The organism is Streptococcus sp. S784/96/1 (assembly GCF_902729355.1).
Taxonomy (GTDB): domain Bacteria; phylum Bacillota; class Bacilli; order Lactobacillales; family Streptococcaceae; genus Streptococcus; species Streptococcus caledonicus.
In genome coordinates, this window is record NZ_CACVCC010000013.1 from 1 (window position 1) to 22,190 (window position 22,190).

At 38.1% G+C, this 22,190-nt stretch carries 18 protein-coding genes; 13 read left to right on the plus strand and 5 right to left on the minus strand.

The annotated features are described in order from the left end of the window. From GZ996_RS05905 to GZ996_RS05920, 4 genes are all read left to right on the plus strand, one after another. Nucleotides 1-599, plus strand: a 599-nt coding sequence (locus tag GZ996_RS05905; RefSeq protein WP_162011578.1) for an IS30 family transposase, incomplete at its 5' end; no start/stop codon positions are given. A 158-nt stretch (nt 600-757) separates the two neighbouring features. Continuing rightward, nucleotides 758-988, plus strand: a complete 231-nt coding sequence (locus GZ996_RS05910) for a YkuJ family protein (RefSeq protein WP_156806972.1) — start codon at nt 758-760, stop codon at nt 986-988. Between the two features lie 1,240 nt (nt 989-2,228). Beyond that, nucleotides 2,229-2,909 carry an amino acid ABC transporter permease gene (locus tag GZ996_RS05915; protein WP_156806973.1) on the plus strand — a complete coding sequence of 227 codons (681 nt, stop codon included), beginning with the start codon at nt 2,229-2,231 and terminating at the stop codon, nt 2,907-2,909. 1 nt (nt 2,910) lies between these two features. Continuing rightward, nucleotides 2,911-3,645 (plus strand): amino acid ABC transporter ATP-binding protein, encoded by a 735-nt coding sequence (locus GZ996_RS05920; protein WP_161979199.1) that lies wholly within the window; start codon nt 2,911-2,913, stop codon nt 3,643-3,645. A 53-nt stretch (nt 3,646-3,698) separates the two neighbouring features. On the opposite strand, the gene pgfM1 is transcribed toward GZ996_RS05920, so the two are convergent. Then, nucleotides 3,699-6,593 (minus strand): glycosyltransferase PgfM1, encoded by a 2,895-nt coding sequence (gene pgfM1 / locus GZ996_RS05925; RefSeq protein ID WP_162011579.1) that lies wholly within the window; start codon nt 6,591-6,593, stop codon nt 3,699-3,701. Next, the gene (gene pgfS, locus GZ996_RS05930; RefSeq protein WP_162011596.1) at nt 6,593-7,552 is read right to left on the minus strand and encodes a glycosyltransferase PgfS; all 960 of its coding nucleotides are present in this window, start codon (nt 7,550-7,552) and stop codon (nt 6,593-6,595) included. The genes pgfM1 and pgfS overlap by 1 nt, the downstream gene beginning before the upstream one ends. 100 nt (nt 7,553-7,652) lie before the next feature. On the opposite strand from pgfS, the gene GZ996_RS05935 reads away from it, so the two are divergent. From GZ996_RS05935 to GZ996_RS05950, 4 genes are all read left to right on the plus strand, one after another. Next, complete coding sequence (locus GZ996_RS05935) at nt 7,653-8,063, plus strand: peptide deformylase (protein WP_162011580.1); 411 nt, start codon at nt 7,653-7,655, stop codon at nt 8,061-8,063. Between the two features lie 229 nt (nt 8,064-8,292). Next, the gene (locus GZ996_RS05940) at nt 8,293-8,805 is read left to right on the plus strand and encodes a GNAT family N-acetyltransferase (protein WP_162011581.1); all 513 of its coding nucleotides are present in this window, start codon (nt 8,293-8,295) and stop codon (nt 8,803-8,805) included. Nucleotides 8,806-8,960: 155 nt separating this feature from the next. Continuing rightward, on the plus strand, nt 8,961-10,301 hold the full coding sequence (gene trmFO / locus GZ996_RS05945; protein WP_162011582.1) for a methylenetetrahydrofolate--tRNA-(uracil(54)-C(5))-methyltransferase (FADH(2)-oxidizing) TrmFO: 1,341 nt from the start codon (nt 8,961-8,963) through the stop codon (nt 10,299-10,301). A gap of 487 nt (nt 10,302-10,788) precedes the next feature. Then, nucleotides 10,789-15,504 (plus strand): S8 family serine peptidase, encoded by a 4,716-nt coding sequence (locus GZ996_RS05950; protein ID WP_162011583.1) that lies wholly within the window; start codon nt 10,789-10,791, stop codon nt 15,502-15,504. Between the two features lie 151 nt (nt 15,505-15,655). Here the strand turns inward: GZ996_RS05950 and GZ996_RS05955 are convergent, their stop codons facing one another. From GZ996_RS05955 to GZ996_RS05965, 3 genes are all read right to left on the minus strand, one after another. Then, on the minus strand, nt 15,656-16,570 hold the full coding sequence (locus GZ996_RS05955) for an FAD:protein FMN transferase (protein WP_162011584.1): 915 nt from the start codon (nt 16,568-16,570) through the stop codon (nt 15,656-15,658). 30 nt (nt 16,571-16,600) lie between these two features. Then, a complete protein-coding gene (locus GZ996_RS05960) occupies nt 16,601-16,786 on the minus strand; it encodes a 4-oxalocrotonate tautomerase (RefSeq protein WP_018364737.1) in 186 nt (61 codons plus the stop codon). 615 nt (nt 16,787-17,401) lie between these two features. Beyond that, a complete protein-coding gene (locus GZ996_RS05965; protein WP_162011585.1) occupies nt 17,402-18,025 on the minus strand; it encodes a hypothetical protein in 624 nt (207 codons plus the stop codon). A gap of 218 nt (nt 18,026-18,243) precedes the next feature. Here GZ996_RS05965 and miaA point away from each other — a divergent pair, with 218 nt between their 5' ends. From miaA to GZ996_RS05985, 5 genes are all read left to right on the plus strand, one after another. Further along, nucleotides 18,244-19,131, plus strand: a complete 888-nt coding sequence (miaA, locus tag GZ996_RS05970; RefSeq protein WP_161980393.1) for a tRNA (adenosine(37)-N6)-dimethylallyltransferase MiaA — start codon at nt 18,244-18,246, stop codon at nt 19,129-19,131. A 5-nt stretch (nt 19,132-19,136) separates the two neighbouring features. After that, entirely contained in the window at nt 19,137-19,541 is a 405-nt protein-coding gene (locus GZ996_RS11715; protein ID WP_202914422.1) for an acetylxylan esterase, read from the plus strand. A 6-nt stretch (nt 19,542-19,547) separates the two neighbouring features. After that, on the plus strand, nt 19,548-20,033 hold the full coding sequence (locus tag GZ996_RS11720) for an alpha/beta hydrolase (protein WP_202922607.1): 486 nt from the start codon (nt 19,548-19,550) through the stop codon (nt 20,031-20,033). Nucleotides 20,034-20,216: 183 nt separating this feature from the next. After that, complete coding sequence (gene hflX, locus GZ996_RS05980; RefSeq protein WP_162011586.1) at nt 20,217-21,455, plus strand: GTPase HflX; 1,239 nt, start codon at nt 20,217-20,219, stop codon at nt 21,453-21,455. Beyond that, on the plus strand, nt 21,448-22,104 hold the full coding sequence (locus GZ996_RS05985; RefSeq protein WP_162011587.1) for a cystathionine beta-lyase: 657 nt from the start codon (nt 21,448-21,450) through the stop codon (nt 22,102-22,104). Before hflX ends, GZ996_RS05985 begins: the two co-directional genes overlap by 8 nt. Nucleotides 22,105-22,190 lie beyond the last annotated feature (86 nt).

Genomic DNA, 22,190 nt, shown 5'->3' on the forward strand with positions numbered 1-22,190 from the left:
ACATTTTATCGGGTCTTATTTCTATCAAGCCAATCGATTTACCTAAGATGGTGAGCATCAGAAAACGGACTAGGACTAAAACCACGGTCAATAAGAAGACGCTTGGAAAATCCATCGAAGAACGCCCAGAAACAGTTAACAACCGCTCTGAATTTGGTCACTGGGAGATTGACTTGGTTCTCGGGAAAAAGACTAAGGGAGAGGCTGTTGTCATGACTTTGGTGGAACGTCAGACACGGTTTGCCTTAGCTTGTAAATTGCCTAATAAGGAAGCCAAAACCATCAACGAGGCAGTCCAAGGCTTGATTAAACGTTACCCTATCGCCTCCATTACAGCTGATAATGGTTCGGAGTTTAGTCTCTTATCAGAACTAACTGACATTGAAGCCTACTTTGCTCATCCTTATTCATCATATGAAAGAGGTTCAAATGAGAACTTCAACGGCCTCCTCAGAGAGTTTCTCCCTAAAGGGAAATCTCTCAATCCGCTGACTGACGAAGAACTTGCTCAATATCTCTCAGCTATTAACGAAAGATCTAGACGACTTTACCATTACAAAACTTCAAAATTTCTGTTTGGGCTAGCCCAAACAGCCTAAATAATGGAATCCTAGTCTATCCATGAACTTGTTGCACTTGACTTGACAATGTGCCAATCATATATTTCTGCTAATTTCTTTATCTTTTCTTGTTTATTTGTCTCTGTTTATGATAGAATAATAGAGACGATAAATAGAAATAGGAGTTAACATATATTATGGAATCACATTTAGTAAGAATTATTAACCGTCTTGAAATGATGGCGGCTGACGGGGGCACGTTAAAACGTAATTTCGAACGTGAAGGTGTTGTTGTTGCAGAAGTGTCATTTGCTAATGATCCTGAAAATGGTCCAGTTTTCACATTACGTGATGTTGCTGCGCGTGAATCATACACATTTGATAGCATTGACTTGATTGCAATGGAAATTTACGACTTGCTTTACTAATTAGCGGCGAAACTCTCCTGAATGGGGAGTTTTTTGATGTAGATATCTCAAAAATATTTTGGTGATGGGAAAGATTAGCATTATCCTAAAATTAGAAATTGGAAAGCGAAGAAAGTCGAGACCGTGAAAAATTGGCTACTGTCCACTATCAGCTTTATCATAGAAATTAAAACTAGGCTTGGCAAACAGAAAAGAAGCTTTGTAGAGAATGTTAACGGTGCTTTTAACAGCTCGGTTTCTAACCTCAAAAACTCTCCTAGGATCTTTTGAGTAGCTCACCCCACCTCAGGATAAGTCTTGACTTAGTACAAGATGATTTGCTAGACTTCCTATTTTAGAATAGATACTTGTTGTGCTAGTTAAATTTATTTCAACAGACTTGCAGTACAAATAATAGAGCTATCTAAAGCTACCAAACACTATTATTTGAGTTTCTTTTTTACATAGATATCGCTTAAACAGTATAGCTATATGTAGATGCAGTAATCAAGGACGACGAAGTAGCCACATCCTGCACTTTCCGCCGTGGTGAGAGTGTGTGGGACAAACCAGCACGATGGCGGAGCCCACACCCACAAAACAATGACAACCAATAGGTAGAGCCTCGCTAAGTGCTATACTCTCAGTGAGGCTTTTTGAAGTTTTCGTATAAAAAATCGTTAAATCGTTACAAAATGACGATTTCGATTTTGTCGTCCCACCTCCGCACAGTTGGTTAGGACGGCCGCTAACGATTGTGTGGTAGTAAAATAGTCCAGTGGACTATTTTAGGTGGACACTTGAAAATGAAGAGGTGTCCAGTTGTAAACTTCCAATCAACCACTGCGTCAAATTAATCTCTACACTAAAATTTAAGAGGTTGGGATATTCTGTCCTACTCTTGATGGGGTTGGCAAAACTTAGGCTTGCCAAAGAGGAATGGAACTCCGTAGGAGGTTTTGATGCCGACTTCGCCAGCTTCATGTCCCACCTTCAAAGGTCTCCCAGACCTTTGAAGCGCCCCGCACCACATAAGGATAAGTGCTAAAAAAGAAAATAACTAGCACAAAGGGTATAGATAGAAATATTTATGAAAATAACGTGAATTTGATTGAATTAATATTCATTTTTTGATAAACTATAAAAAGTTTATTTAAACAGAAGATTTTTAGAATAAAAGAAAGGATGAAATCCAGTATCAAAAGTAACCGTATCAGTGGTGATTAAAAGGTTAGGATTGATAACTGGGTTTGGTATTTTTATGGATTTTTCATTTTTGGCTAAGTATTGGTCTTATTTCAACTATGGAGCTATTGTAACGGTAATTATTTCAGCTTGTGTGGTCTTCTTAGGATCAATTATTGGTGTTTTGATTGCTCTTGCCAAGCGTAGTAACATCAAGATTTTAGACTGGATTGTCTCCTTTTATGTTTGGATTTTCCGAGGGACACCGATGGTGGTGCAGATCTCCCTAGCCTTTGCCTGGATGCATTTTGGTAATATGCCAATTATTCCTTTTGGTGTCTTAGATATGGATTTATCGCGTTTGGTTCCAGGTATTATCGTTATTTCGCTCAATAGCGGAGCTTATATTTCTGAATCCATCAGGGCAGGAATTGAGTCTGTTTCAAAAGGTCAGCTCGAAGCCGCTTACTCGCTGGGCATTAGACCGTTAAATGCCTATCGTTATGTGATAATGCCTCAGGCTTTGAAAAATATTTTACCAGCGCTAGGAAATGAATTTATTACGATTATCAAAGATAGTTCACTCTTGCAGACCATTGGGGTTATGGAGCTTTGGAATGGAGCGCAGTCTGTTGAAACAGCAACCTATTTACCGCTTGAGCCAAAACTCTTTGCAGCCTTTTATTATTTGATTTTAACAACAGTTTTATCAGCTATTTTGAAAAAATATGAAAATCGTTTGAACGGAGGAAACTAAGATGACTGAAAGTATTATTTCCATTAAAGATTTACACAAGTATTTTGGTAAAAATGAAGTCTTAAAAGGTATTAACTTGGAGATTAATCAAGGAGAAGTTGTTGTTATTATTGGACCTTCTGGTTCTGGGAAATCGACCTTCTTGCGCACCATGAATTTACTTGAAGTACCAACCAAAGGGACGGTGACTTTTGAAGGTGTTGACATTACAGATAAGAAAAATGATATTTTCAAAATGCGTGAAAAAATGGGGATGGTTTTCCAGCAATTTAACCTTTTTCCAAATATGACCGTTCTTGAGAATATCACCTTGTCACCAATTAAAACGAAGAAAATAAGTAAAGCAGAAGCTGAACAAAAGGCTTATGATTTACTTGATAAGGTTGGACTCAGAGATAAAGCAAATGCTATGCCGGCAAGTCTTTCTGGTGGTCAGCAACAACGTATTGCTATTGCACGTGGTTTGGCAATGGACCCAGATGTTCTTCTTTTTGATGAACCAACCTCAGCACTTGATCCTGAAATGGTTGGTGAAGTATTAGCAGTTATGCAGGACCTAGCGAAATCAGGAATGACCATGGTTATCGTCACTCATGAAATGGGATTTGCTCGTGAGGTTGCAGATCGTGTCATTTTCATGGACGGTGGTGTTATTGTAGAACAAGGAAGTCCAGAAGCTGTTTTTGGGAATCCGCGAGAAGCTCGTACAAAAGATTTTTTGAGCAAGGTATTGTAATTTTTGATAATAAAAACCCCTCGCATTTTTCTGTTAGTGCGAAGGGGTGTTTTTTAGCTTAAATCTTTTGATTTTTTCTTTAGTTTATCAAAAAGATAAAGGAAAAGTAGCATCAACATAGAGCCTAGCGAGATAGCGAGTCCAGTAACTAAACCTTGGGCTTTAAAAGTTAGTTTAATCTGGTGCTTTCCTTGTGTGATTGGGAAGGAGAGGAGGCTCCCCCAAGCTTCGGTTGTCTTGACTTCTTTACCATCAACAGTGACTGTCCAGCCAGGATTGTACGGAATGCTGGTCATCATCAATGTACTATCGTCTGTAATGTTGACTGATCCATCAATTTGAGTATTGGTCATTTTATCAACAGTCATACTCTGTGCTAGACGATTTGTCATCACTTGTTGAATAGCCTCGGTATCTGCTCTAACCAAGGAATAATTGGTTAGATTAATTTCATCTTCAGATGACGTTGAAATCTCAAAAGTGATTTGTTTACCGGCTTCTTGGTGGGCAATTTGCCAGAGTTGAACTTGGTCAAACATCTGGGTGTAGTTGTACCATTGTCCATTGAGCATGATATTCATTTTGCCCATTGATTTACGAAGAGAATAAGGTGCTTGGAAGTAGTAGGTCCAATTTGTCTGTGGCACAAAGGTAAATGAGATTTTCCCTGGTTTGGTTTTATCCAAACGTCGATAAATCTTTTGTCCATTACTATTATCAAGTTCGAGATTATCTAGTTTTATGTCATTAAAAGCGGCATGAACAAAGAACTCATAATCTTGCCCTGACATTGATTTGAGAATAATATTTTGATTTGAGACAGGATTGTTAGTTCCAAATTTGATATTATGTGTCACATCATTTGTCCCGTAAGCTAGGCTGATCACATTCGGGTTTTCATAGTACAGGAAAGTATCGTCTTCCTTGATGAGGTTGTAGTAGCTGGTAATATCTTTACGGGCAGATGTTTTACTAAAGAAATGCGTTTTGGGATGTTGTTGAACATCTTCGTTGGTGTAAGGTTTTCTTGCGACATGGTAGCGAACACCGAAGAGGGTGTCAGTCAGAATTGTCCCATTTGTATAGAAAGTTGAGGCATTTCCTCCCATATCGCCCATAGAGGCCATCAAATTGATGGTAGAGCGTTCAAGGCTGGAAGAAAAATTGCTGAGACTGTTGTAGGAACCAAGAACTGGATCGTTTTTTGAGTAGAAAAAGTCTGTCCCAATGCGATAGAAGGGGTGATCTGACAGTTCGTCAACAGTATTTCCCAAAGTATCCAATTTAACAGCTAAATCGCTGAACTTATAAGCATCGGTATAGCCAATTCTTGATTGAGAAATATAGGCGTTTAGTCCAAGCTCAAAAATAGTGATACTAGCTAAGACGAAGCGGCCGATACTTTTGGGTTTATAGGTGTAAAATAGCAGAGCTGACAACCAGGTTAAACCAGTTAAGGTGACTTGTGTCAGTAAATAACCTTGTTTAATAAGAAAGAAACTGCCTACTGTAAATCCAGCACCAAATAAGATGTGAAGAGATTTTTGCCAGAAGTGTGCTCTGCTATTGAACCAATAAGCACAAGAAATAAGGAGAAAGAGTAAGCTAAAGAGTGCTAGTACCGCAAGTGTATTTTTTCCAACCCAGTCGGTCAGAGCAGGTAGTTGCTTATCCTCAAGAAAGGAGAAATCGTGTGTAGCAACATAATAGAGGCTAGCGCTGGCTAGTCCCGCACCAATCAAGGTATCATACCATTTGACTTTATGACTATTTTTCAAAGTTTGATAAGCAATCAAGACCATGAAAAATGAGAAAATCCATGAAAAACGATAGAAAAATCCCGCAGGATTTTGTCCCATGTGCCAAATTTTACTGGTAAATTCATGAACAAACGAAATGAGGAAAATACCAACAATAACGGTAAAACCAATTTTCCTTGTCCAATGCACCTGAGCATAACGGAAGAAATAGATGGATCCAAGGAGTGCTAGAGCCCCAACATAAATATTTGGCAAATTAGGTCCAGCTGGCCAAGACTCATTGTCAAAGGCGCCGATGGTTAGTTTGGCTAGAATATCAAGTGGGGTGATTTGTAGCTTCCATTCAAAGAGCATAGGAGCGTTGTAAGCGCCTTTACTGCGTAAAAGATTTAGAATAATCGGATAAAGGGTGACAAAGGTTGACGTCGCTGCAAGTATAGAGTAGGCGACGACTTTAAAGAGAGGGAAGAAAAACTGCTTTGCTTTTTCTTTGATAGTACCCTGCTCTGCCCATTTTGGTAACATATAAGCAATAGCATAAAGTGCCACAAAAAGGCAAATCATGTAGCCCATATAAAATTGTAGAAGCATTGTAAAAGCAAGGGTTATTGCATATTTAAAGGGCTTGCCACCATCTAAAGTTTCTTCCAAATATAGAATAACCAGTGGAAGCATAATCATGGCATCATAAAAGATGGGATTCATCTGATAGGAGACTAGCATACCAGAGAGAGCATAAGAAGCTGCCATGAGAGGAACCAACCAGGTTTGCCCCTGAAGAGCTTGATAACGTTTGATAAGCAGGTGGCTAAAGGTTAGTCCCATAAAGCCATAGCGTAAGGCAATAGTAATAACGACTGCCCATTTGAATTGGCTGAGTGGGAGTAAAATGTAAAAGATGTTAAAGGGACTCATCAGGTAATAACCTAAAACCCCAATCATTTCACCACCAATGGATTTTTCAAAAGAATAGAGAAAGGCAGACCAGTCACCTGTGAGAACTGTTTTTTTAAGATAGGCATAAAATCCGATGTATTGCTGACCAAAATCAACAGCCATCAAGCTTTTATTGCCAAAGGGAAAGGCACCGTTGACTGCCCAAACAAGGAGCATGATAAGGATGGGAAGACTGAAACTTGCTAGGTAAGTCAGTCTTTTTTTGTATCTTGTAAACCATGTATTTTCCATTAACCTTGTCCCTCCTGATTTGCTTTGTCAATATTTGATTTGTTAACGATATAATGAGGACGGCGCTTGACTTCATAATAAATTTTACCAATGTATTCCCCCAAAATTCCGATGGAAATGAGCTGTACACCACCAAAGAGAATAATAGCTGCAATGGTGGTAAAATAACCACTTACACTAGATTCAGGGTGCAATAGTTGTTTAGCTAATTCCCAAAAAAGGTAGATAAGGGCAAGGCTGGTGGAAGCAGCACCGAGTTGGACACAGAAGCGCAAGGGCTTATCATTAAAGGAGATGATACCTTGCATGGCATAATTGAGCGATTTTCTAAAGCCAAATTTACTTTTGCCAGCTTCTCGAACATGATTTGGGTAAGGAATGACTTTTTCTTTGAAGCCAATCCATTCGTAAAGTCCCTTATTAAAGCGATTATATTCAGGGAGTGAGGTAAAGGCATCAACTGCTTTACGGCTGAGTAAGCGAAACTCAGATTTTCCATCCTTTAGTTTGACATCCATGAGATGGTTGGAGAGGCTATAAAAGGCGCGTGCAAAAAAGGTTGAGGCAAAGGCCTCACCTGAACGATCACGTTGACCACTGACAATGTCGTAACCTTCTTTATAGGAATTGACAAAGTCAGGAATAAGACTTGGTGGGTGTTGGAGATCTCCATCCATGACAAGTACGGCATCACCTGTTGCATAGCGAAATCCAGCTAAAATACCACCCTCACGGCCAAAATTACGACTAAAGCTGACATAGCGAACATGTGTATCCTGCTGTGCTATTTTTTCCATCGATAAAAGCGTCGCATCTGTCGAACCATCATCAATGTAGAGAAGTTCATAGTCTGTGATTTGATGTGGTATCATACTATCTAGAACTTTTTTGACTTCAGAATGAGTCTTTTCAATCATTTTTTCTTCATTTAGAAAGGTAATCAGTACAGTTAATTTCAAAGCATTATATCCTTTCATAGGTATCATTATTATTTTATCATAATTTAATAGTTAATCACTGAAATAAACATATGGTATAATGAAGAGAGGGGAGTTTATCATGATAAAACCGATTATTACAGATACTTTTTTTCTTGCGCAGCCATCTTTAGAAGCAACAAAGGATGATTTGCCTTTAGGACAAGATTTACGTGACACGCTGGCTTATCACCGTGAGGCTTGTGTGGGCATGGCAGCGAACATGATTGGCGTTGAAAAGCGTGCCATTATTATCAGTATGGGCTTTGTGGACTTGGTAATGTTTAATCCTGTGCTTTTGGAAAAAGCTGGCGCTTACGAAACAGAAGAGTCCTGTTTATCCTTAACTGGAAGTCGACCGACAACGCGTTACAAAGAAATTACCATTAGCTACCGCGATGAAAAATGGATGGCGAAAACGCTGACGTTGAGAGACTTCCCAGCCCAAATTGTACAGCACGAATTAGACCATTTAGAAGGTGTTGTGATTTAACAGCTTGTAATAGAGGAACATGGGGTAAATGAGTATATAGAAAAAGTAGTTTCCATGAAGAAACAGGGGAAGAAGAGTTAAAGACACAGGATAATAAGTTGATGTGTCTTTTAATTTTATAGGCAATTGTCAAGTACCACCAGAAAGTCGATATAGAAAAAATGATACAATAATACTGATATTGAGTGAAATAAATTAGAATTTAGCTAAATATGAGAGATGATTTAAGATGATAAGTTTAGAATTGATGTCCAAAGAAAATAGTATTGATATCTATTTTTTTGAAAAAGAGAATCAAAAGTATTTTGAGCAGAATTTGCTTCCTAGACCGATTAATTATTTTGATTTATTGAGTTTTAAAGAAATGACAAATGAATTGTTGGTGGAACAAGATAATCACGAAGTTTATATGCACCTTATAAGAGATTTTCAAGGTGTTATTGTTGGAAGAATCAATTTAATTGTTGATGGTAATGATCAAAAAACAGCTGAACTTGGATATAGAATTGGAGAACATTATACTAATTTAGGTTATGCAAGTGAAGCAGTTAAAATTGTTTTAGATAGAGCATTCAATAGTTATGGTTTAAATAAAATTATTGCTGGAACAGCAATAGATAATATTGCCTCTAAGAGAGTGCTTGAGAAGAATGGGTTTATATTTAGTAAAATTATAGAAAATGATTTGCAAATTAATAACAAATGGATTCATACAGAAGTATTTGAGATAACGAATTTGTAGCGTATTACTATGTTGAGGCATGGGACTTATGCTATTGTGAAAAATCATCAAAAATTTGACGAGAACCCTATCTAATGAAGTGTCCGAATCGTAAGAATGGGATTTTTCTGTTATAATAAATCAGTATCAAATTAGAAAGATTGAGGTATTAGTGATTGTCTCAAGCAACATATATTAACGTTATTGGAGCAGGTTTAGCTGGGACTGAAGCGGCTTACCAAATTGCCAAGCGTGGCATTCCTGTCAAACTTTATGAAATGCGTGGGGTCAGACCAACGCCACAACATAAAACAACAAACTTTGCAGAATTGGTCTGCTCAAACTCTTTCCGTGGGGATAGTTTAACCAATGCGGTAGGGCTTCTAAAAGAAGAAATGCGTCGCTTAGATTCAATCATCATGCGTAATGGTGAAAAACACCGTGTTCCGGCTGGTGGGGCGATGGCAGTTGACCGTGAAGGCTATGCCGAAGCAGTTACTGCAGAGATTGAAAATCATCCACTTATCGAAATCATCCGTGGTGAAATCACAGAAATTCCTGATGATGCTATCACCGTTATTGCGACAGGGCCTTTGACATCAGATGCGCTCGCTGAGAAAATTCATGCCCTAAATGGTGGTGACGGTTTCTATTTTTACGATGCCGCAGCTCCGATTATTGACAAGTCAACCATTGACATGACAAAGGTCTATCTTAAATCACGTTATGATAAAGGCGAAGCAGCTTACCTTAACTGTCCGATGACCAAGGAAGAATTTATGGCCTTTCATGAGGCTTTGGTTAATGCAGAAGAAGCTCCGCTTAATTCCTTTGAAAAAGAAAAATACTTTGAAGGTTGTATGCCGATTGAAGTGATGGCTAAACGTGGGATTAAAACCATGCTTTATGGGCCTATGAAACCAGTTGGTTTGGAATACCCGGAAGATTATGAAGGCCCTCGTGACGGTGACTTTAAAACGCCGTACGCAGTCGTTCAGCTTCGTCAAGATAATGCGGCTGGTAGTCTCTATAATATCGTTGGCTTCCAAACACATCTGAAGTGGGGAGAGCAAAAACGTGTTTTCCAAATGATTCCAGGTCTTGAAAATGCTGAATTTGTTCGTTATGGTGTGATGCACCGCAATTCTTATATGGATTCGCCAAATCTTTTGACACAAACCTTCCAATCACGTACCAATCCGAATCTTTTCTTTGCGGGCCAAATGACAGGTGTTGAAGGTTATGTGGAATCAGCGGCTTCTGGTTTAGTCGCTGGAATCAATGCTGCGCGTTTGTTCAAAGGTGAAGAAGAAGTCGTTTTCCCACGCACAACTGCTATCGGAAGTTTGCCATATTATGTGACGCACACAGAGAGCAAACATTTCCAACCGATGAACGTTAACTTTGGTATCATCAAAGAACTTGAAGGGCCGCGTATTCGTGATAAAAAAGAACGCTATGAAGCTATTGCTGATAGGGCTTTGACAGATTTGGAAAGTTATCTGGCTGCATTATAAGATAAGAAAACTCGAGTTGATAAGTCAGCTCGTTTTTTTGTTAGCTAATATTTTTTATTAAAGTTAACAGGGTAATTTCTAAATAAGATAGAAATAAATAGAGAGTGTCAATACAAAATAAGAACAATAATGGTAATATTTCAAACTCTAAAAATGATTTTAGACGCATATTTTTTGTTAATTTAGCTATTTTTGAACAATTATTTTTCCGTTACGAAAAGTAGTATAAGGTTACTGTGATTATTTAAAATTTGAATAAAGAAAAGGTTCTTTTAAAACTCTTTTACGTTTACTATTCAATTTTAGATAGCATAAAAATGGCAAAAAATGAGATGAAGACTCTTGTTTTATTCTTTAAAGACAAAAAAATATACAATAAATAAACTTTTGTGAATTTACAGAAAAATATTGATTTTTTGAAAAATATTTGTTTTAATAATGAGTATGACAGATTTGTCAATAAAAATCATTTAGGGGTAGTAGATTTATGGAAAAAAGACAACGTTTTTCACTACGGAAATATAAAATTGGTGCGGTATCTGTTCTTTTAGGTGCAGTTTTTTTGTTTTCTGGTGCTAATGTAGCCGCAGATACGCAAGGAGCATCTGCTGAAACAACCAGTGTACCAGCAGTTGTTGCTGAGGTATCTGAAGATCTTTCAATTCGAATGACAGAAGTGTCTAATAATGATGCTGTGACAGATAGCATTACGGAGGAAACTGTTGGTGATGTTTCAAAAGTTTCTGGAATTGATGAGGCAGAGGCTAGTGCAACAGAACCGACTGATTATTCGGTGGTAAACCCAGGGACAGAAAGTGTGTCTAAACCAGTTTCAACTCAACCAGAAGCGCCAAAGGAGATAGATGCATCAGAATTGGATGCAAAAGCGGTTTCAGAAAGTGTGCTTAAAATTGGTGAGGAGACGCCACAAAATAATGACAGTAATACCATTATTACAGTGCCAAAAGTCTGGGATACAGGCTATAAAGGTGAAGGGATGGTTGTTGCTATCATTGACTCAGGGCTTGATGTCAATCATGATGTACTCCAAATTACTGATCCAACTAAGGCTAAATACCAAACAAAAGAGCAATTAGAAGCAGCCAAAAAAGCAGCAGGTATTGATTATGGTCAATGGTATAATGATAAGGTTATCTTTGGTTATAACTATGTTGATGTTAATACTGTTTTGAAAGAAAAAGATAAGGATTCACATGGAATGCATGTGACAGGTATTGCAGCGGGTAATCCAAAGCAAAAAGATAATGGCGAATTCATTTATGGTGTCGCTCCTGAAGCACAAGTTATGTTTATGCGTGTATTTTCTGATTTACAATCAAAGACGGGACCTGCTCTCTATGTGAAAGCTATTGATGATGCAGTAGCTCTAGGTGCAGATAGTATTAATCTTAGTCTTGGAGCACCGAATGGATCTGTGGTTGATACTGAAGAAAGCGTTATAGCAGCCATCGAACGTGCTCGAAAAGCAGGGATTTCAGTTGTTATTGCAGGTGGGAATGAAGGAGCGTTTGGTTCAGGACATGCCAACCCATTGGCAACCAATCCAGATTATGGTTTAGTTGGTAATCCTTCGACAGCTAAAAATGCAATATCAGTAGCTTCTTATAATAACACTACTCTTATGAGTAAGGTAGTCACTATCATTGGCCTTGAAAATGATGAGAAGTTAAACCATGGGCTATCCTCTTATACAAAACCTGATCTTGGAGCTGTTGATTTTGAAAAAGGCAAAGCCTATGAGTATGCTTATGTTGGATTGGGAACAAAAGAAGAGTTAGCAGGTGAATTTGCCAATGTAGATTTGAATGGAAAATTGGCTCTTATCAAACGTGGTTCCATTACGTTTACAGAAAAAATTGCTAACGCTCAAGCACATGGAGCGATTGGTGTTGTTGTATTTAATCATACAGCTGGTGAAAATAACCTAAACATGTCTTTAGAGGCAGAAGGAAAAGGCATCCCATCAATATTTATTCCGTTTGAATTTGGTGAAGCTCTTCGTACTAATCAGTATAAAATCCAATTTAACGATACTAAAGATAAATTAGCCAATCCACAGGCTCAATTGATGTCAGATTTTACAAGTTGGGGGGTGTCAGCTGATGGTGATTTAAAACCGGACTTATCAGCTCCAGGAGGTTCTATTTATTCTTCTGTTAATGATGGAGATTATGACATGATGAGTGGTACCAGTATGGCGGCGCCTCATGTGGCTGGTGCAGTAACTCTTGTCAAACAATATTTGCTCAAAGCTTATCCAGATAAAACACCGTCTGAAATTGAAGCCCTTATCAAACACCTTATGATGAGTACGGCTAAAGCACATTTGAATGAAAAAACAAATGCTTACACCTCACCACGTCAACAAGGAGCAGGGATTCTAGATACTGCTGCAGCTATTTCTACAGGCTTGTACTTGACTGGAAGTGACAACTATGGAAGTATTTCATTAGGAAATGTTGGAGATGTGTTTAACTTCAAAGTAACACTTCATAATATTACTAACGAGGATAAAACGCTCCGCTATGTCACTAACTTAAATACAGATACTGTTGAAGAAGGACATATCACCTTACTTCCTAGAGAACTTGAAACCATTGTAGGTGAGACGGTAACGGTTAAAGCGAATTCGTCAACAACGGTAACTATTGCAATTGATGCTACCGCTTATCGTGAGAAACTGTTAACAGAAATGCCAAATGGTTATTATTTAGAAGGTTTTGTTCGTTTCCTTGATGTTGCTGATAATGGAGAAGTGGTCAGTATTCCATATGTTGGTTTCAGAGGGGAGTTCCAAAATCTTGATGTCATAGAAACACCTATTTATGATTTAGTTGCTGATGGAAAAGGTGGTTTTTACTTCGTTGCAGACAGCGACAAAGTTGTTCCAACTGATGAAAATTACACTTCACTTGTTACTGGAGAAAGAGAACATATTTATGCTACATCTGAAACGAGTGACATGGTGATCAAATCTTTAGGGACTTTTAAAGATGAAAATGGTAAATTTGTTCTTGCTTTAGATACAAATGGAAAACCTCACTTAGCTATTTCACCAAATAAAGATGGCAATCAGGAATCACTTGCCTTTAAGGGAGTATTTCTTCGTAATTATAATGATTTAGTGGCTAGCGTTTATTCGGCAGATGATACAGAGCAATCAACCCCATTATGGACAAGTGATGCCGTATCTGGTAGTAAAAATTTCTTTAGTGGTAATCCTAAACGCCCTAAATCAAGTATTATTTACTCTTCTGAATGGGATGGTACAGATAATGAAGGAGCAGATTTACCGGATGGACATTATGTTTACGTTTTAACGTATAACTCAGCGGTATTAGGTGCTAATCCTCAAAAAATGAGTTTCGATGTTATCATTGACCGTCAAAATCCTGTTATTACAACTGCTAGATATGATGAAACTAATAAGATTTTTACGCCGCGTGCGGCAGTAGAAGTCGGAGAGTCGGGTATTTTCCGTGATAGAGTATTCTACCTTAAAACAGATGAGCATGGATTGAAAAATTGGATTGATATTGCAACAAATGGGAAAGTTACAATAGGTGACAATAAGGTTTATGTCGCTAAAAATGCAGATGGTTCCTTTATGCTACCACTTGATCAAGCTGATATTGCAGATTTCTATTATACAGTTGAAGATTACGCTGGAAATGTGAGCTGGGCTAAAGTTCAAGATTTAATTAAAGTTGGGAATGATAATGGTATTGTCACTGTGAATATTCTTGACAAGGAGACTGACTCTGATGCCTATGTAAACTTTTCATATTCAGTCAAGGATGCTAATGGAAAAACAGTTGTTGATATTGCTCGCTATGGCGATAATACTAATAAACTTATCTTACCATTCGGTACTTACATATTTGAGTTGTTCCTTTATGATACAGATTGGTCTACCTTGGCAGGCGAAACAACAGTTACTGTTAATATCTCAGAAGAGAAAAGCTTGGCTGATGTGAATTTCTATGTCAATAGCCTATCTAAAGCTCAAGTTTTGATTGATATTGATAAAGCATTGCCAGATGGAACAACTGTAACCTTAGTCAATGGAGCGGGTGGACGAACAGTATTGCCAAATGCTAAATATTCACCTACAGACTACGGACGTCTTGTGACGACAGGTGAGTATGATATCGAGATTGCGCTTCCTGATGGTTATGAGTTCTTGGAAGAATTGAAAGTAACAGTTACGGATGATGTGAGAACTGTTAAAAAGTTAACTCTGATTAATAAAAATCCGTTAAAAGAAACGGTCAACTCACAAGGTGATGTTTCAAAATTGCCAGTTTACTACAATGCAAGTTTAGAAACGGTTCAATCTTATGAGGCAGCACTGGCTAAGGCACAAGAAGCTCTAGAAGGAAAACTTCCTCAATCAGATATTGATGCGATTCAAGAGCAGCTTGTGAAGGCTAGAGCAGCACTTGATGGTAAAGAAACAAATTTTGTAGCACTTCAATCAGAAGTAGGTCAGCAAGCGGCAGTGGAAGCAACAGTAGCCTACAGTAATGGTAGTGTAGAAGCTCAATCTGCCTACGATACAGCAGTTCGAGCAGCACAATTAGTCTTGGCTAATCCACAAGCTAGTCAAAAAGAAGTAGACGAAGCTCTAGCAACTCTAGTGTCAGCGAAAAATGAATTGGATGGCAAAGAGACTGATAAAGTTGCGCTTAGAAATCGTATTTCAAAAGCTACTATCTTACAAAAAACATCAGCGAAATATCAAAATGCAAGTGATAAGGTTAAAGCAGATTATGACAAAGCTTTAGCAACAGCAGAGCTTATATTGACAGATGAGAGTGCGACACAAGCAGAAGTTAATGCAGCTCTTGAAGCATTAATAGCTTCTGAAGTATCCCTTGATGGTGTAGAAACAGCACCGACGACTGTTGTAGCTTTAGGTACAGTAACAGCAGATATTTCAGATGTTAAACCATTAGCACCACCGACCTCTCTAGTAATAGAAAGTGAAGAACCTGTTGTACCAGAAGTTATTTCAGTGACTGTGACACGAAAGGATACCTCTCAAAAACCAATTGTCGTAGCAGTGGCAGAGAAATTACTCCCTGCTACTGGTGAAAATGATTCAAACATCTACCTTCTCTTTGCAAGCTTAAACCTAATGTTAGGGTTTGTTTACTTGACTAAGAAAGAGAAAGAATAGATTAGGGTATTAATGTTTTTTTAACGTTAATGCAATCTTCAAATAAAAAAGCTTAAAATCACTGCTTTGTAAGCCTGTTGATTTTAAGCTTTTTATTGTGTCACAATGTTTAATAGAGTGATAGTGAGGGTATTAAAACCTCACTTCTTTATTACCAAATATTATTGCTGGTTAGGATATCGAGTGATTTTGTAATAATCAGTCCTTCAATACCCTGAGTATGATTGATGATTTGTAGTGCAGTGCTTGTTGGGAGTCCAAACAGTCTAGTTGTCCAAATTTCACAATCTAAAGATGATTTGGCAACGATGGTAAGGCTCGTCATGTCAGTCTCGATAGGGTAACCTGTTTTTCGGTCAAAGATGTGGTGATAATTTTTGTCGCCAATTGTCCGAACACGCTCATAGATACCAGATGTCACGACTGAAGCGTTTTGAATCGGAAGGATAGTGGCATGATTTCCTCTTGGCTTATCAGGGTGCTGGATGCCGATATACCATAAGTAATTGTCACGATTCGGATTTGGGCCGTGGACTAAAAGATTGCCTCCTAGGTTGACCATAGCAGAGCTGGCACCAGCTTTTACCAGATAAGCCATGACTTTATCTGCAATATAACCTTTAGCTAGGGCACCGAGGTCAATTTTCATACCTTTTTGAGCTAGAAATACGGTTTGTTTGTTAGGGTCCAGAATAATCTGCTGGGGGTCTGTTAAGGGAATTTTTCCAGCAATATCAGATTCCGAAGGCAGTTTGGCGTCTAAAAAACCAATCCGCCAAGTTTGCACGAGTGGTCCGATGGCGATGTTGAGATTGCTTTGGTCTGCGCAGCTATGTTTTTTACCAATAGCAATTAGTTCAAACAGTTCTGGGTGAACTGAGACCGGCTCAATCCCAGCTTTGCTATTGACCAGAGAAAGCTCGGAAGTGACATCATTGGCGGAAAAACGGTGGTTGTAGAGATGAAGCAAGTTCTCTGCTTCGTCGAGGAGATGGCTGCTATTTGGGGCGACAACCAGAAGGTCGATGGTTGTCCCCATGAGTTTGAGTTGACGAGTGTTTTGCATAGTAAAACCTGAAAAACTAAGCGGAGGTGCTTAGTTTTTCTTTTTCATTTCGCCGTGTGGGTAGTAAGTGCCTTCTGGCATGTCATTGATAAAGACATGAATAGCTTCCTTAGGAGCTTTAGCGATACGAGAAACGACCTCAGTCACTTCGCGGGCAAGCTCAATTTTTTGCTCTTCTGTACGACCTTCAAATAAATCAATTTTTACAAATGGCATAAGATTCTCCTTGTGTTTTTCTTGCTATTATTTTATCACAAAATTAAAAATCCTGCTTCACTTAGATGAAATTGAAGTAGGATGTTGTTTCAACTTTAATCAAACTTTCCTTGATAAATCAGATTAAAAAGCCATTGGAGATTAAGTTTGGGGTCGAGTTGGATATCTAGAATAGGCCTAATAGCACGTACAATATAATTTTCAGCTTTTTTTACTTTTAGATGAAATAACATACTTAAAATTATCTATTTTCTCATCAAAAATTTGTATTTTTAGGAAGTGTCCTCTTTTATCAAAAAAATAATTTGGAGTAGAATAGGGATATCCATATATGAAGTTCAGCTCCCTCGGTATTGGTTACAGAATATTTTTCGTTGACAATTATTGTATTTACACCATCGTAACCATACTTTAAATCAGAGTTTTCAAGTTTTTCTAAATAATGGAGATTTTTGAGAGTAAAAATCAATTCAGGATTATTTCCTTTTTTATGTGGAAGGTGCTGAGCGTAGTAACTTGATGAGATAAGGAGATTAAACCAAATTTCACGATATCTCCATAGAACTAATAATACTTTGGGAATAATTAACTATTTCTTTTTCATTTTATCTATACCTATTGATTTGAGTTGCTGCTTTTCTTGTTCAAGTGTCGTCTCCACCACACTTTAATGCCAGTCAAGCAAGTAGTCGTTAGAAAGGAAAGTAGAAAAATTTTGACTATTTTATGTCCTTTATAGGTCCAATCAAAGAGCCACTGTAAATTGATGATAGGTGTGGGGAGATTATCTAATAATTGGCTAGCGGTTTGATTAGCGGCTTGATAAACGGCATGTTTTTCCTCGTCAGAGAAGATTGTTTGGTTGTTGTCGTCATAGGGATAGGATTTTTCTTTAAGATTAAAGTTTTTATCAAAGTAGAAAAATACACTTTCTCCATTAGTCTTTAGGGGATCAGGCATATTTATTGAATAGTTATAGTCATTTAAATTACTTTGATATACTATGTAATTGTAATTTTCACTACCTGCTAGATGAAGGTAAGAAATACGATTCCTCCCATCAATATTGTATTCGAATATTCCACCGTCTACCTTGCTTTCATAGGTATTATCGATATGATAAAATAGTTGATCGGTTAATATAAATGGAATCCCTTTTTTAGGGGTAAGATGAGAGTTTTTAAAGTAATAAACAGTATGTGTCTCTAAACGGTTGTAAATCCAAAATGATGATAGCATCCATATGATTGTAAAGATAACTAGTTGTTTGAATAGTTTTATTAATGACATGATTACCTTTTTTTCTTTTTCATAGATTGTTCCTTTAAATGATGTTTAGATATTGTATCATGATTTAAACCTTTTTAAAATAATTTGACTTAGGAGTTATAAGGAAAACATTTAACATTGGTTAGCTTCTATTGTTATCAATAAGTGATTTTTGATATAATACTCCTATGACTAAACTAATTGTAATTGCTGGGCCGACGGCGGTTGGGAAGACTGCTCTTGGGATTAAATTGGCGCAAAACTTTAATGGAGAGATTATTTCAGGCGATAGCCAGCAGGTCTATCGTGACCTTAATATTGGGACAGCAAAGGCGAGTGCGGAGGAGCAAGCTGCTGCTGTTCACCATTTGATTGATGTTCGTGATGTAACGGAAACTTACTCGGCCTTTGATTTTGTGGCGGAGGCTAGAGCTGCGATTGAGGACATTTCTAGTCGGGGCAAACTCCCTATCATTGTGGGTGGTACAGGTCTTTATCTCCAAAGCCTGCTTGAGGGCTATCATTTGGGCGGAGAGGTTGACCAAGAGGCTGTTCTGGCTTATCGTGCGGAGCTTGAAGCTTTTTCTGATGAGGTTTTATTTGGGAAAATAGCAGAGCGGGGGCTTGAGATTCCTCAGCTAAACCGCAGACGCGCCATTCGTGCGCTTGAATTAGCACGTTTTACAGATCATCTCGAAAACCAAGAAACAGACTACGATGCCCTTCTTTTATGTCTAACAGATGACAGACAAGTCCTTTATGACCGTATCAATGGGCGTGTGGATAAGATGGTAGACCAAGGGCTTTTGGATGAGGCAAGGTGGCTCTATGATAATTATCCGCATGCTCAAGCTGCGCGTGGCATTGGATATAAGGAGCTTTTTCCCTATTTTGCAGGTGAGCAATCACTGGACGAAGCGGTTGACAAGCTCAAGCAAAACACACGTCGCTTTGCGAAACGTCAGTTGACCTGGTTCAGAAACCGTATGGAGATGACCTTTTGTGAAGTTGGATCTAGTGATTTTGAGGCAAAGGTTAAGCAGCAGATTTCTGAATTTTTAAAAGGGAAAAAATGAGGCTAATGAAAAAAGTTTTGCTGATGTTGTTTGTACTGAGCATTTTGGGGTATGCTGGCTTTTCATATTATCTGGCAAGTTTGATTGTCACTCCGAAGGTATTGACTTTGGCCGAAGAACGTCAATGGATTGAGGAACATAATTTAGTCGGTGATTTTGAAGCTTACAATAAGGAAGAATTTACTGTTACAGGCTTTGAAGGCTACAAGTTTCACGCTCAACTCATCAAATCAGATAATTCAACTTCTAGCAAATATGTGATTATCACACACGGCTTTCGTTCCAATCGAAATGGAGCTATCAAGTATATGGATAGTTACCACAAGTTAGGCTACCATGTGATTACTTATGATGTGCGTGGACATGGTGAAAAACAACCAACGCCAGTTAGTCTTGGTAGATTAGAATAAGAAGATTTGCTTGCTTTGATAAGCTACACCTATCAAACCTTTGGTGAGACGATTAGTCTGGGGTTGCATGGTGAATCTATGGGAAGTGCGATTTCCTTATCTGTTCTTGATAAACATCCTAAGTTAGATTTTGTAGTAGCGGACTGTGGGTTTACCAATTTATATGACCTGACAGAAGGAGCTTATCGGGATAATCACCTTGGTTTTCTTATTTATGGTGTTAATGCTGTCACAAAATGGGGATTCGGGATTGACATGAAAGAGACTAGTCCGATTGAATTGATAAAAACGAATCAGGTACCCATCTTATTTATCCATGGTGAAAAAGACAACTTCATCAAACCAGAAAATGGTCAAAAACTTTTTGAGGCGAATGCTTCCAAGGATCAATTGGTCATTGTTCCAAAGGCAGAGCATGCCAGTTCACGAGAAATTTTAGGAGAAGAAGCCTGCATGACACTCATCAGAAATTTCATCAATAACTTAAAATGAAAACGTCATTTTCATTAGGAAAGGGTGGTTACTTTGACCGCCTTTTTATCTTTTTTATGGTAAAATAATAACAATGGTCAATTTGATGTTAAGATGACGAAAAGTCTGAATAAGATTAGAAGTTGAACAATCATTTTTCTTAAAAAGGAGAAGTGTATCAGGTATTCATTTAGGAGGTCTGCCATGATTGAGACAAAAAAAGAGCAGGAACGTGTCATTTTAGTTGGTGTTGAACTGCAGGATACGCCACATTTTGAGATGTCAATGGCAGAGCTAGCTAGTCTTGCTAAGACGGCTGGTGCCGAAGTGGTGTCTAGTTACACCCAAAAAAGAGAACGTTATGACAGTAAGTCCTTTGTTGGTTCAGGAAAATTGGCTGAGATTAAAGACATTGTTGAAGCTGATGACATTGATACCGTGATTGTCAACAATCGTTTAACACCTCGGCAAAACGCCAATTTGGAGACAGAACTCGGTGTCAAAGTCATTGACCGTATGCAGTTGATTTTAGATATTTTTGCCATGCGTGCAAGAAGTCATGAGGGCAAGTTACAAGTTCATCTTGCCCAGTTGAAATACATGCTGCCACGTTTGGTAGGTCAAGGAATTATGCTTAGTCGTCAGGCGGGTGGTATTGGGTCACGTGGGCCAGGTGAGAGTCAACTAGAATTGAACCGTCGTTCCATTAGAAATCAGATTTCGGATATTGAGCGCCAATTAAAAATTGTTGAGAAAAATCGCCAGACTATTCGTGATAAACGAAGCCAGTCTGAGGTTTTTAAAATTGGTCTTATCGGCTATACCAATGCAGGTAAATCAACGATTATGAATGTCTTAACAGATAATCGTCAGTACGAAGCCGATGAATTGTTTGCGACTTTGGATGCGACAACCAAGCAGATTTATCTTCAAAATCAATTTCAGGCAACCTTGACGGATACCGTTGGGTTTATTCAAGACTTGCCGACGGAATTGGTAGCAGCTTTTAAGTCAACTTTGGAAGAAAGTCGCCATGTGGATTTACTCCTTCATGTGATTGATGCGTCAGATCCAGATCATGAAGAGCATGAAAAGGTTGTTTTGGATCTTCTTAAGGATTTAGACATGCTCGATATTCCGCGCTTAGCTATTTACAATAAAATCGACAAGGCTAAAAATTTAACAGCAACAGCTTTTCCAAATGTTCGTCTATCAGCGCGTGAGGAAGGGGCAAGAGAAAGTTTGCGATATCTCATTATTGACGAGATTCGTGATGTTTTTGAACCCTTTAGTATCAAAGTTAGTCAAGATAAGCTCTATAAACTTTATGAACTAAATAAATTGGCACTACTAGACCGTTATGATTTTGATGAGCCGATTGAGGAAATCACAGGTCATATTGCGAGCCATAATCGTTGGAAATTAGAAGAATTTTATGATTGATTATATGTCACTTGCCCTCACTTATGGGGGCTTTACCGTGTTGGATAAGGTTTATTTGGAAAATAAGCTGGCGCAACTATCAGATGATGATAAATTGACTTTTATTACACCGCCACCTAGTGTCATCAATGCTTATTTTGCAGAGCTTTATCAAAAAGAAAGCCCAGAAGCTGCAACAAATTATTTTTTCAAGATGAGTCAGGAACTTAAACTGTATCAAGAAAATCCCTCTTTTTTAGAAGAAAAACCCTTTGTCAGATTAAATTTATCAGGCAAATCTTATGGGTTTGTCTATGAAAGTGATGAGGAAATCGCTCTTGTTTTTTCAGAACAAGATGAGCCTGTGAGCTCTGCTATTTTGTTTGAATTAGCACAGATTTTTCCACATTATAAGATTTACCTACAAGATGGCTTGATTAAGATGGCTAAAATGGCATTTTCAACTGAAGAACTTGAAAATTTGACACCTGAAAGTGCCTTGCTCAGCCATGTCACAAAAATTTCAGAAGATGTGATTAAGGTTAGTTCCTTCAACCAAGAGGAGTGTCTGGAGCTTGTAGCGACTTTTCAGGGGAAAAAATACTTTCATTATCATCAAAGAGAATTTGTTGTCTATATTGTTCAACCGAATAATGATAGAACGCCATGATAGTGACTCTAGGAATCGTAATAAATAAGATTAGAATGTATGAGAAATTGATACCAAGGTATCGTAATGTTTTATAGAAAGGATGT